This is a genomic window from Endoryza foliicola, assembly GCF_050589245.1.
Lineage (GTDB): Bacteria > Bacteroidota > Bacteroidia > Chitinophagales > Chitinophagaceae > Endoryza > Endoryza foliicola.
In genome coordinates, this window is record NZ_JBOBEW010000005.1 from 18,515 (window position 1) to 30,828 (window position 12,314).

Annotated in this window: 9 protein-coding genes; 7 read left to right on the top strand and 2 right to left on the bottom strand. The window is 40.7% G+C overall.

The window, feature by feature from the left end; translation table 11 throughout:
* Window positions 1-126 precede the first annotated feature (126 nt).
* On the top strand, window positions 127-693 hold the full coding sequence (locus tag ACQ2HE_RS12375; RefSeq protein ID WP_430896488.1) for a Crp/Fnr family transcriptional regulator: 567 nt from the start codon (window positions 127-129) through the stop codon (window positions 691-693).
* A gap of 21 nt (window positions 694-714) precedes the next feature.
* The gene (locus ACQ2HE_RS12380) at window positions 715-1,323 is read left to right on the top strand and encodes a Crp/Fnr family transcriptional regulator (protein WP_430896486.1); all 609 of its coding nucleotides are present in this window, start codon (window positions 715-717) and stop codon (window positions 1,321-1,323) included.
* A 22-nt stretch (window positions 1,324-1,345) separates the two neighbouring features.
* On the opposite strand, the gene ACQ2HE_RS12385 is transcribed toward ACQ2HE_RS12380, so the two are convergent.
* Window positions 1,346-3,223 carry an Nramp family divalent metal transporter gene (locus ACQ2HE_RS12385; RefSeq protein ID WP_430896484.1) on the bottom strand — a complete coding sequence of 626 codons (1,878 nt, stop codon included), beginning with the start codon at window positions 3,221-3,223 and terminating at the stop codon, window positions 1,346-1,348.
* Between the two features lie 6 nt (window positions 3,224-3,229).
* Window positions 3,230-3,892 carry a metal-dependent transcriptional regulator gene (locus ACQ2HE_RS12390; RefSeq protein WP_430896482.1) on the bottom strand — a complete coding sequence of 221 codons (663 nt, stop codon included), beginning with the start codon at window positions 3,890-3,892 and terminating at the stop codon, window positions 3,230-3,232.
* Window positions 3,893-4,000: 108 nt separating this feature from the next.
* Here ACQ2HE_RS12390 and ACQ2HE_RS12395 point away from each other — a divergent pair, with 108 nt between their 5' ends.
* From ACQ2HE_RS12395 to ACQ2HE_RS12415, 5 genes are all read left to right on the top strand, one after another.
* Window positions 4,001-4,957: a hypothetical protein gene (locus ACQ2HE_RS12395; RefSeq protein ID WP_430896480.1), complete on the top strand. Its 957-nt coding sequence runs from the start codon at window positions 4,001-4,003 to the stop codon at window positions 4,955-4,957.
* A 181-nt stretch (window positions 4,958-5,138) separates the two neighbouring features.
* Window positions 5,139-6,791: an alpha-glucan family phosphorylase gene (gene glgP, locus ACQ2HE_RS12400; RefSeq protein WP_430896478.1), complete on the top strand. Its 1,653-nt coding sequence runs from the start codon at window positions 5,139-5,141 to the stop codon at window positions 6,789-6,791.
* Between the two features lie 381 nt (window positions 6,792-7,172).
* Window positions 7,173-8,924 carry a DUF4139 domain-containing protein gene (locus tag ACQ2HE_RS12405; RefSeq protein WP_430896476.1) on the top strand — a complete coding sequence of 584 codons (1,752 nt, stop codon included), beginning with the start codon at window positions 7,173-7,175 and terminating at the stop codon, window positions 8,922-8,924.
* A 324-nt stretch (window positions 8,925-9,248) separates the two neighbouring features.
* Window positions 9,249-11,174 carry an SPFH domain-containing protein gene (locus ACQ2HE_RS12410; RefSeq protein ID WP_430896474.1) on the top strand — a complete coding sequence of 642 codons (1,926 nt, stop codon included), beginning with the start codon at window positions 9,249-9,251 and terminating at the stop codon, window positions 11,172-11,174.
* Between the two features lie 125 nt (window positions 11,175-11,299).
* A complete protein-coding gene (locus tag ACQ2HE_RS12415; protein ID WP_430896472.1) occupies window positions 11,300-12,304 on the top strand; it encodes a potassium channel family protein in 1,005 nt (334 codons plus the stop codon).
* Window positions 12,305-12,314: the final 10 nt, after the last annotated feature.

A 12,314-nucleotide genomic window follows, 5' to 3' on the forward strand; every position in this document is an offset into this window, starting at 1 on the left:
TTTTAGGTTTGCAAACCTACTGTAAATCAAGCTAAATCCAAAAGTCAATTATCCCCCACACCCGCTATTTATTAACTACTTCAAGTTTCATTTCAGAAACTTCTTAAAAAAATTTAAATTGCAAGAGTGATCAATGAAACAAAAGCCTTTTTCGGTCAATACATCAAATTGCTACCGCAAGATGAAGCCTATTTAGTTGAACTGATGCAAGTAAAGCAGTTCGATAAAAAGGTGATTTTGACGCAGTTGGGTGATATTGAAACAAATGTCTACTTCGTTTTTAAAGGACTGCTGAAGAAGTATTTCTATAGCGGTAAAGACGAAATTGTTGCACATATAAGCCGTGAAGGGCAGTTATTGACATCTGAAACCTCCCTATTTCAAAATATTCCGTCGAAGTATATCCTGGAAACAATCGAGCCTTCCACTCTTATCGTATTTAGCAAACAAGGGTTGGAAAACCTGTTCTCAAAAGATAAACGTTGGGAGCGGGCAGGACGGTTGCTCATTAGCGATGTGCTGGTTCGGAAAGAATACTGGTTGCTCAATCACATTCTCTATACCCCTAGAGAGCGGTTTTTTAACTACGTGAGAGAATACCCTGACCTATTAAACCGAGTTCCGCAGAAGTTATTGGCTTCCCATTTAAACATTAAACCTGAGACCTTTAGTAGACTGAAACAATTGATTTAGTAAGTTAAACTTTTAGGTATTATGACAACGGTTCGCGTGTTAAGCAGCGAGGAACTGGCTATTGCTGTCGGTGCTATTCAGCGCTTGGTGGATATTGAAGTGCCTCTAGCAGAGGTCCTCATCAAATATTGCATAGTTAGGGAGTTTAAAAAGAAGACCATCCTCGTTGACGTTGGTGGCATGGAGAACTATGTAAATATTGTTATTAAGGGATTAGTTAGAAAATTCGCACGAAAGGGTAAAAGCGAGTTTACACTTCAATTAGCAACGGAAGGGCATCTAATTCATTCCGAAATTGCATTTATAAAACAAATTCCATCACCGGTAGTTATTGAATGTATAGAGCCTACCGTAATGCTTTCACTAGGGTACACACAAATGATCAAAGCACTTGACTCAGTTGTGGGGGGAGAACGCATGGCACGTCAAATTATGCAGCTAATGTTTGCAAAAAAAGATGATCGGATGTACAAATTGCTGCAACAAACTCCAAAAGAACGGTTCCTCGATTTTATTGAAAACAATTCTCATTTACTTCAGCGCGTTCCGCAGAAATACCTCGCTTCCTATCTGAATATTAAACCTGAAACGTTTAGCAGAATGAAGCACTTGGTAAAGCGAAAAAGCTAACTATTGCTTGCTTTCAATATTTTTATAAATACACAATTAACACAGGTATCGTTAACTCATGACGAACGGAATTGATCGTTTCTCCATAGATCCAATCTTTGATACCGGCATGACCGTGCGCTCCAATAACCAGTAAATCGGCTTCGCTGTTTTTTACCAAGCGTACTATTTCTTTGGTACGCAAATGATACCCCAAGGCACCATCAGCCTTTATTCCGCTGTTTCGTAAATCATTAATGTATTTATGCAATTGCATATTGTCGGCCCTGGTCTCCATATCATCACTGAACTGACCTAAATAGCCGGCAGAAACGCTTTCCACAACATGGATCAAATAATATTCGGTTTCTTCTCGACCTTGTCCAATGGCATGTGCTAAAATCTTCTGATCATTTGCACTGAAATCGAGCGCTACTGCAATTTTCTTGTATTGAGGAACTTGAAACTCCGGACTAATGGACTGCAATTTGTGAATGCCTTGCGATTTTCGTTGTTTGTTTTTAAAGAAAGGAACAAATGTGATGTAAAAAAGTAGTCCACTAAATATGAAAAGGATGACACCAATCAGAATTTTCCAGAATAGATATCCTTCACTCGCATAAAACCCGGTCACTTCATTGATCACCATCTTAATATTCAAGATCACTAGGATGGCTGCTATTAGCCAAGCCGCAATTTTCGTTGGAACTTTAATAGCAAAGCTGCCCATTTTCGATTTGTCACTTACAAAGTGAATCAAAGGAATAATTGCAAAGCCCAATTGTAAACTAAGGATCACTTGACTTAAAATGAGCAAGCTATCTACCTCATTTTCGCCAAAAACATAGATAACGATGATGGCCGGAGCAATCGCTAAAATGCGCGTGAGCAATCGTCTGATCCAAGGATTGATCCGCAATTGCAAGTAACCTTCCATTACAATTTGTCCTGCCAATGTTCCGGTTACCGTAGAGCTTTGTCCGGCAGCAATTAATGCAATGGCGAACAAGGCCGGCGCCAGATTCGTACCAAGCAATTCATTCAATAAGTTGTGCGCATCTTTTAATGCGGCAACCTCGGTTCTTCCGCTTTCAAAAAACACTTTGGCCGCTAGAATTAAAATGGCTGCATTTACTAAGAAAGCTATATTAAGTGCAATGGCCGAATCCAGAAAATTCCATTTCAAGGCTTGCTTGATACCTGCATCACTTTTATTGATTTTTCTTGTTTGCACCAAGGCAGAATGTAAATACAGATTGTGCGGCATAACGGTGGCACCTATTATTCCAATTGCGATATACAATGCTTCATCGTTTGGAATTTTGGGAATAAAGCCTCCGGCAATGGCACCAACACTTGGTTTTGCAAGAATTATTTCAATTAAGAACGAAAGTCCTACAATTGATACCAGCCCAATGATAAAGGCTTCCATTTTTCGAATACCCAAACGTTGTAGGAACAATAGTAATAGGGTATCTAATACCGTTATGGCTACTCCCCAGATCAATGGTAGGCCGGTAAGCAAATGAATGCCAATGGCCATTCCCAGTACTTCGGCTAAGTCGGTAGCGGCAATGGCAATTTCTGCCAATACATAAAGCAAGAAATTGATCTGCTTAGGAAAAGCCTCGTGGTTGGCCTGTGCCAAATCCCTGCCTTGTACGATCCCTAAACGTGTAGCTAAACTCTGCAGCAGTAGCGCCATTAAATTACTCATCAACAGCACCCATATCAGGGTGTAGCCAAACTTACTTCCACCCGCTAAATCAGTGGCCCAGTTGCCGGGGTCCATGTATCCAACGCTCACTAAATAGGCCGGACCAAAAAATGCCAATACCTTCCGCCAGCCTGTTTTCTTGGCACTAACATCAACACTTTCGTGTACTTCACTTAGGGAACTATGGTTGTGCGTTCTGCTCATAATTTTCTATTGATCGTATCGTACGAAAATATTTTTAGCTACAGGCTCGCTAAGCGTAATAACGGGCGATTGTTTCAATTTTAGCTCCATCGATTGGTCGAAACTGAATTTGCGCGTTATTTCCAAACGCGTGCCAATGGCAATTTGCTTGTGGTTGAGAAGCTCCAACATTTCTTGCGATTGATCACCAATACCACTTACTATTGCCGGAGTATTTTCGGGCAACAGGCTCAAAGGAACTTGCATTATTTCGATCAGCTTCCCATTCTTGTCGGGAATAGGATCACCGTGTGGATCGGTTTTGGGAAAGCCTAAAAATTCATCCAAGCGATCGATCAATCGAACACTACTAATATGTTCCAATTCTTCTGCAATTTCATGCACTTCATCCCAACCGAATTGCAATTTCTCCACTAGGAAATACTCCCACAAGCGGTGTTTGCGGATGATCTGTAGGGCCACTTTCTTTCCTTCCGATGATAATTTGAAACCCTTGTAACGCTCATAATTCAACAGTTTCTGTTGCTTTAGTTTTTTGAGCATATCGGTAACGGAGGCCGGCTTGGTTTGAAGGGCAGCCGCCAGTTCATTGGTGGTTACCAAACCATCCGATTCTTGCAGGTGAAATATTGCCTTAATGTGGTTCTCCTTACTGGATGAATATTGCATGTATCTAAAATAATATTTAGACAAATCTAAAAAAAATAATAAACTTCACAAATAAAGTTTTCCAATCATGTTTTTAATCATTACTTTAGCCACCAACACCTCTACTGCATGAAAAAGATTGTTTTCTATGTTTTCATTCCTTTGGTATTGCTGGCCTGTAGAAGCAAGGTGAAATCGATGAAAGGGGATGAGGAAGTAAAACCTAGTGAGTTTATTGAATTCTTTCCTGAGCAAAAATTTCCGCTGAAAATAGCCGATACTTCTTTGGTAAAATTTAGTAAAGACAGTTTAATAGTAGCCTATAAAGTTGCCAAGCAATTCATACCTGATACGGTGTTTACAAAGTATTTTGGAAAGAGCAATAAATTGAAAATTTACGCCATGGGCAGGGTACGGGAAAAAAGCAAGGAGCACTACCTGCTAATGAAAGTTGCCAATGGTAAAAAGCAAGTTGGATACCTTTTGATTTTTAATGAAAAAGATCAGTTCAAGTCTTCCATGCCACTAGTAACAAGCGGGTTTGAGAACTTTGCAGCTTCTTCCGGATCAGTGGATGCCAAATTTCAGATCGCAACGGTAAAAGAATTCAAGCCGGGTACCAATATTAGTTATAAGAGAAATATTTATATCTATAATGCTGAAGCGCAGAACTTTACACTGATTATGACGGAGCCTAATGAAGACATCATTGAAGAAGTCATCAATCCAATTGATACCTTACCGTCGAAGCAAAAAATTTCTGGTAACTACATAAAGAATAAGCGCAACTTTATTTCGTTTAGAGATGGGAAAAAAGCAACAGAGTTTTTGTTTTTTGTGCATTTCGAAAAAGAGAACGCGTCTTGTGTAGGCGAATTAAAAGGCATCGCTCGACAAACCAATAAAAATACGCTCCAATATCAGGAACCCGGCAATACTTGTGCGTTAGAATTCAAATTTGAAGGCAACGAAGTAACCATGAAAGAAACCGGTGGATGTGGGGCGTATAGAGATATCAAGTGTTTCTTCGAAGGATCTTATCCCAAGAAAGCTGAGCCAAAACCTGCTCGAAAAAAGCGTTCCTAAGAAAAAGAAATGCACCGAAAACGTTTGCAGTAGCCAGAATCGCTCCGAACTTCATCGATACAGACTGTGAGGCTTTGGATTTCAATTAATTCTGTTATATTGCGGACTGTTTGTGTAGTATTTACACATCAATTTTTGAACCCTTGCTTGCTGCCATATTAATAACTATTGTTTGATAACTATGAGTTTTAACAACTACAGGGTACCCTACACACCCGACGACCGTTATGCGAAGAAAGTAGCTTACTTTTCAATGGAGTTTGCTGTTCATCAACCCTTGAAGATTTACAGCGGTGGACTTGGTTTTCTTTCCGGTTCCCACTTGAGAAGTGCATATGAGTTGAAACAGAACCTGATTGGTATCGGTATTTTATGGAAATACGGTTACTATGATCAGGCGAGAAACCAGGATCAAACATTACAGGTAACCTGGATGGAGAAGCAGTACAGCTTTTTGGAAGATACCGGTATCAAGTTTCAAATCACCATTCACGACCATCCGGTTTGGGTAAAAGCATATTATTTGAATCCGGAAACCTTCAAATCGGCTCCGCTTTTCTTGTTAAGTACCGATTTGCCTGAGAACGATTACGTGTCTCAAACCATTACCCATCGTTTGTACGACGCCAATGTAGCTACCAAAGTTGCTCAATTCATTTTGTTGGGTGTTGGTGGTGCGAAATTGATGGATGAAATTGGCTTCAATCCTGAATTGTATCATTTGAACGAAGCGCACGGCGTATCTGCTGCGTTTTATCTCTATAAGAAATTTGGCAACACTGAAGATGTAAAGAAGCGTTTGGTATTTACCACGCACACGCCTGAAGAAGCAGGAAATGAAAAGCACGACATGCATTTGTGTCACAAAATGAGTTATTTCTGTGGCCTAAGTGTAGATGAAGTGCGCCGCTTAACAGGCATGGAAGGAGATCAATTCAATCACTCTCTAGCTGCGTTACGCTTTGCACGCTTGGCCAATGGAGTTTCTCAATTGCACGGTGTAGTATCACGCCAAATGTGGGCAAAGTATGACAATATCTGTCCGATCATTTCCATCACCAATTCTCAAAACTGGCGTTACTGGGCCGACAAGCAATTGTACCGTGCCAGCGATGAAGGCAATGATGCGTGGTGGGACGACCGTAAGAAATATTTGAAAAAGCGCGCTTTTGAAATTGTAGCGGATCAAACCGGTAAAGTATACGACCCGAATGTGTTTACCATTGTTTGGGCACGTCGTTTCGCCGGTTATAAAAGAGCCGAACTCATTACTAGAGACCGTGAGCGTTTCAACAAATTGATGAGCAATACGAAGTATCCCATTCAAATTATTTGGGCAGGAAAACCTTACCCAATGGACTATCCTGCTATCAATGATTTCAACAACCTGGTTCACTTGAGTAAGAATTACAAGAATGTATCTGTGTTGGTTGGTTATGAATTAGGACTTTCAAAGCGATTGAAACAAGCTGCCGACTTATGGTTGAATAATCCTCGCGTACCCCGCGAAGCTTCGGGAACCAGTGGAATGACCGCTTGCATGAACGGTGCTGTGAACTTCTCTACTGACGATGGATGGATTCCTGAGTTTGTGAATCATGGCAACAATGGATTTGTGATTCCTAAGGCAGACTATGATCGCATGAATACTTCTGAACAAGATGAATACGATTTGAACAAATTGTATGAAATTTTGGAGAAAGAAATTCTTCCGCTCTATTATGACAACTATGATACTTGGCGCCAAGTGGCTAAGAACGGTATGCGTGATGTTCGTTTCCGTTTCGATGCTGGTAGAATGGCGGAAGAGTATTATGAGTTGCTTTATAAGTAATAAGGTTTAAGTTATTAGTTTTAAGTGGGGCTTCGAAAGAAGCCCTTTTTTTGTAAGAAACAGAAGATGATTAATAATTAAGAAGTAATAATTAATAATGGAACAGCCTGGGTAATTAATAATTAATAAGTAATAATTAATAATTAAACGGCCGGCAGTCAGGTTGATAGAAAAGCGGAGGCTAATCTGTGGGAATCTGTAATAATTTGTGTGAATCGGTGGTCAAAAAAAGCCTAATACCTAAAGCCTAACCCCCCAAAGCCTAGCGCCTAAAGCCTAATACCTAAAGCCTAACGCCCAAAGCCTAACACCTAACACCAAATCCCCACCCCCTCCATATGTAATTCCCCCACACATTGCATCCAGTTCCAAAATAACTGTATGACGGTATCATTACTACTGGCAGGAGTGCTTCATTTTGCGACACCTACCGATACTACGCGACTTACGGCAAACTTAGAATCTGTAACAGTGTACCAAGCAGGAGCCGTGCTGGAACATAAAATGAATGCACCAATCAAAAAGGGAGATCAAACCATTGTTATCACCGGATTGAGTAATGAATTGGAAGAAGCTTCTGTGAAACTGAGCCTGCCAAAGTCGGTCTCAATTAAGTCGGTTCGTTTCTTAAAAGAAACTTTGAAAGAGGCAAGCCCCAACCCCTTACAATTAAAAAAGATTGAAGACTCATTGGCCTATACTGCCATCATGAGTCGTGTAATTCGCGAACAATTAGATATTTTAAAAGAGAATAAACCTCTAAGTGGGCAGCAAGTTACTACGGCGGAGCTCAACTTGTGGATGAATTTACATCGTTCCAAATTACTCGATTTAGAGTTGGAACTGGCTTATTGGAAAGCGAGAGGAACCTATTGGTCGGATAAAAAGACAACCCTTCTAGAGGAAGCAAAAGAAGGGGAAGGAGCTATTAAAAAAGGATTGGGAAAATTGATTTTTTCAATTGATGCTAACGAGGCAACCACACAACAATTGACGCTTTCCTATTTTACTAAACTTGCAAGCTGGGTTCCGTCTTATGAAGTAAAAGCCAATGGAACCGATAGTGCTTTGTTAATGCACTATCAGGCTCGATTGTTTCAATCTTCAGGTTTCGATTGGAAGAATGTAAAACTTAGCATATCAACGGCCATGGGGCTAAGTTTTAATCAAGCGCCCACTCCGCATCCTTGGATGCTTTCTTACTACAAACCGAAACAAGATATTACAGGAGCTTTGAGTGGTAGAGTAGCAGGTGTTGCAATTTCGAGTGGATATGCATTGCCTGGAAACTCAACCGAAGTAAAGTTGCGCGGTATCGGCTCTTTCAACTCTTCTAACCCACCTTTGTATGTGGTTGATGGTGTGGTGGTATCGTCAATCGATCATTTGAATCCCAATCAAGTAGTAAAGGTTGATGTACTAAAAGAAAACGCAGCCAGTTCCATTTATGGTAGTAGGGCAGCCAATGGCGCAGTATTGATTACCACCGCAGGCTCTAAACTTGTAAATGGTGTGTGGGAGCAATCGGCAGTTGCCGCTGTATTTCACTTGAATGGCAATTCTACCGTTTTGAGTGACCAAGATGAACAACAATTCAAATTGGAAGAGCTCTCTTTACCTGTTAATTACAAGTATACTGCGGTTCCTTACGAGTCTTTAGAAACCTACCTTGTGGCATCTGTTACAGATTTCAATTCTTACAATTTACTTCCGGGTTTGGCTAGTTTGGTATATGACGGAACTTATATGGGGAAAACACCTTTGAATAATTTTATTGTAAATGATAGTTTGAATTTAAGCTTGGGAGTAGATCCTACTATCGTAATCGAAAAGAAAATGATCAAAGAGTATTCCAGTACTTCATTTATTGGTAATTCAAAGAAGAGAACAATCACATACGAGTATCAAATAAAAAACAACAAGAGCAAAACTATTCAATTGGAATTGAATGATCGAATACCCGTTTCCGTTATTGATGAGATTCAAGTTGAAGCCATTCAAGTTTCTAATGCGGATTACGACAAAGAGTCGGGATTGCTAAAGTGGAATTTGAGTTTAGCCGCTGGGACCTCCGTTACCGTTAGAATTTCGTACATGGTGAAACATCCTAAGAATCAACAAGTTGCGCTATAAAAGGACGACAGGTACTACCGGTCGTCACTGATTTATTTTGCGGATATCGGCGAATTCCTATCTTTGGTCTTCAATTATTTCCTTTATGGAATCTGACCATCATACGCACCAACAATGGTGCACTTCTAATCAAGACCTAATCAGGTTTACGATTTACAATACTTCTCCTCCCCGTATTTAGCAATACTAGTTCTGCCCAACGGTGGTTGATAACTTATTGCCCCGTTAAACCGAATTACGGTAACCTATCCGTATGTTTAATATATAAACATAACGGACAGTACTAATCTTTTTATACATCTATAACCATAAACCAAAATCAAAATGGAATCTGAATCAAATGTTCTCTATTGGATACTCGTAATTGGAGTACCGTTGCTCGCTTTGCTTTTTTATAAGTTCATATTGCGCGTATTCTTTGGACTTGTAATTGTTCCCGAAGACCGAATTGGTCTGGTAACAAAAAAGTTCGTCTTATTTGGTAAACAAGAATTGCCGGAAGGTCGCATCATCGCAACTTCAGGTGAAGCGGGCTTCCAAGCCCAAACCTTGCCTCCGGGTGTGTATTTCTGGAAGTGGATCTGGCAGTATGAAATCAATTTCCAGCCCTTCACTGTAATCCCAACCGGAAAAATTGGTTTGTTATTGGCGAAAGACGGTTCTGAATTAAAAACAGGGCTGATCCTTGCGCGTAAAGTGGATTGCGACTCGTTCCAAGATGCAGAAGCATTCTTAAGAAATGGAGGTGCCAAAGGTCGTCAAACCGGTATCATACCTCCGGGTTCGTACCGTATCAACACCCATTTGTTTGAATTGGAAATTGTTGATATGACCAATATACCTGAAAATGCAGTGGGTATTGTTACCACATTGGAAGGTAAGCCTTTGGAAGAAGGACAAATTGCCGGACGTGTAATTGATGCCCATAATAAGTTCCAGGATGTGGACACTTTCTTAGCCAGTGGTGGTTACAAAGGTTTGCAAGAACAAGTGATCCTAGCAGGTTCTTATTTCTTGAACCCTTGGTTTGCTAAAGTAGAAATGGTTCGAATGACTGAGATTCCAATCGGTCATGTTGGGGTCGTTATCTCATATGTTGGACCTGAAGGTATTGATACATCCGGTGCCGAGTTTAAACACGGTAACATTGTTACAAGAGGCCAGAAAGGTGTTTGGGCTGAAGCTTTAGGACCCGGGAAATATCCGATCAACCCATATATCATGAAAGTAGAATTGGTTCCTACTACCAACCTCGTTTTGAACTGGGCAAGTGCGAGAAGTGAATCGCATCAGTTGGATAAGAACTTGTCGACTATTACAGTACGTAGCCGCGACGGTTTTACTTTCAACCTCGACGTATCGCAGATCATTCACATTCCAACTACGGAAGCACCGAAGGTGATCGCGCGATTCGGTAATATGGCAAACCTCGTTACGCAAGTATTGGAACCAACTATTGGTAACTATTTCCGTAACAGTGCGCAGGATGCGGAAATGATCGACTTCTTGAAGAGTCGTAAAGAACGTCAAGAATCGGCTAGAAGTCATATCGGAAGAGTATTGGAACAATACAACGTATATGGTGTAGACACTTTGATCGGTGACATCGTGCCTCCTGAAAGCTTGATGAAAACCCTGACCGATCGTAAGTTGGCAGAAGAACAGAAAGTAACTTATGAAACACAGATGAAGGCTCAGGAAACCCGTCAGGCTTTGGAAAAAGAAACGGCTATCGCTGAGATTCAAAAAGAGATCGTAAAAGCTGATCAAGGTGTATTGATCGCTGAACGCATCGCCGATGCTTCCGTGAAAAAAGCTACCGGTGACGCGAATGGAGTACGTATCCAGGCGAATGCCGATGCCGATCGTTTGAAGCTATTGGCAAGTGGTGAGGCGGAAAAAGTACGTCAATTGGCAAAAGCTGAGGCGGAAAGAACTGAATGGTTGGCTAAAGCGGAAGCTGAGAAAATTACCTTGACTGGTAATGCGGAAGCGGAAAAAATCTTGGCAATCGGTAAATCGAACGCGGAATCGTATCGATTGAGTGTAGAAGCGATGGGTGGTTCCAACTTTACACAATTGAAGGTAATGGAGTCTATCGCAAAAGACAAAGTGAAGATCATGCCTGATATCTTAATTGGTGGAGGCGGTGACGCTGCAAACGGGTCTATTAGCGGGCTGTTAGGGCTTCAATTGCTGGAACAGTTGAAACACCCTAAAAAGGAAGAGGGCGGACACACGCCTTCTTAATCCCCGTCTTTGAATCAAACCTTATCATAAAAGCTACGGCCTCATCTTTTGATGGGGCTGTTCTTTTTTCCCCCTTCGTTTTTTTAAGCCCCTGTTTTTAACTAATTTACTTGCAAAATTGAACTGTGAATAAAGCCGCTTGGAAATTACTTCAACCCATATTTATCCTGCATGCCATTATTATCATTGGTATTGTTGGCTATATGTGGATTGAGAAATTCAATTTTATTGAGGCAATTTACATGACTACCATTTCGGTAACAACAGCCGGTTTTACAGAAGTAAGACCACTCACTGATAATGGTCGAATATTCACCATTTTCTTATTAATTTTTAGTTGGGGTTCGTTTGCATTTGCATTGACCCGAATAACACAATACATCATTAGCGGTGAAATCAATCAGTATTTTAAAACCAGAAGAATTATGAAAGCAATAGAGGGGCTTCAACATCACATAATTATTTGTGGTTATGGTAGAAATGGCCAACAAGCAGCGAGAACGCTTGGATTTCATGGTGAAAAATTTGTAGTAGTTGAAAACAATCCCAGCATTATTGAGCGTATCGCGATTGAAGAGCCCGATTTACTGTTATTGCAAGGTGATGGTACGGATGATGATTTGTTGAGAAGGGCCGGCATTTCGAAAGCCAAAGCATTGATCACTACGCTTCCAGTTGACGCGCACAACGTTTTTATTGTTTTATCAGCACGCTCTTTGAACCCGGCAATTCAAATTATTAGTAGAGCCAGTGATAGTAATACGCATCCCAAACTGATCAAAGCCGGCGCTAACAGTGTAATCATGCCCGATAAAATTGGCGGCACCCATATGGCCACTTTAGTATCGAAACCTGATGTTATTGAATTCATTGATTATCTATCGGGAGAAGGTGGGGAGTCGATTCACATTGAATCGGTGAACTATGATCAATTACCAGTTGAGATCAGAGGCAAGTCGTTGCATGAAATTATGAATTGGAAGAAAACCGGAGTTAATTGTATTGGCCTAAAAGATGTGGATGGGAACTTTTTGATCAACCCACCTCAAGATGTGGTAGTAGGAAAAGGGATGAAAGTGATAGTGCTGGGAACAAAGCACCAGATCGAACACATGAAAATGAACTTATAACAAAAAATCC

Bases quoted from the DNA above. Each gene is read 5' to 3' on its own strand.
- glgP (WP_430896478.1), top strand. From the start codon at position 5,139: ATGAGTTTTAACAACTACAGGGTACCCTACACACCCGACGACCGTTAT.
- ACQ2HE_RS12395 (WP_430896480.1), top strand. From the start codon at position 4,001: ATGAAAAAGATTGTTTTCTATGTTTTCATTCCTTTGGTATTGCTGGCC.
- ACQ2HE_RS12390 (WP_430896482.1), bottom strand. From the start codon at position 3,892: ATGCAATATTCATCCAGTAAGGAGAACCACATTAAGGCAATATTTCAC.
- ACQ2HE_RS12385 (WP_430896484.1), bottom strand. From the start codon at position 3,223: ATGAGCAGAACGCACAACCATAGTTCCCTAAGTGAAGTACACGAAAGT.
- ACQ2HE_RS12410 (WP_430896474.1), top strand. From the start codon at position 9,249: ATGGAATCTGAATCAAATGTTCTCTATTGGATACTCGTAATTGGAGTA.
- ACQ2HE_RS12405 (WP_430896476.1), top strand. From the start codon at position 7,173: ATGACGGTATCATTACTACTGGCAGGAGTGCTTCATTTTGCGACACCT.
- ACQ2HE_RS12380 (WP_430896486.1), top strand. From the start codon at position 715: ATGACAACGGTTCGCGTGTTAAGCAGCGAGGAACTGGCTATTGCTGTC.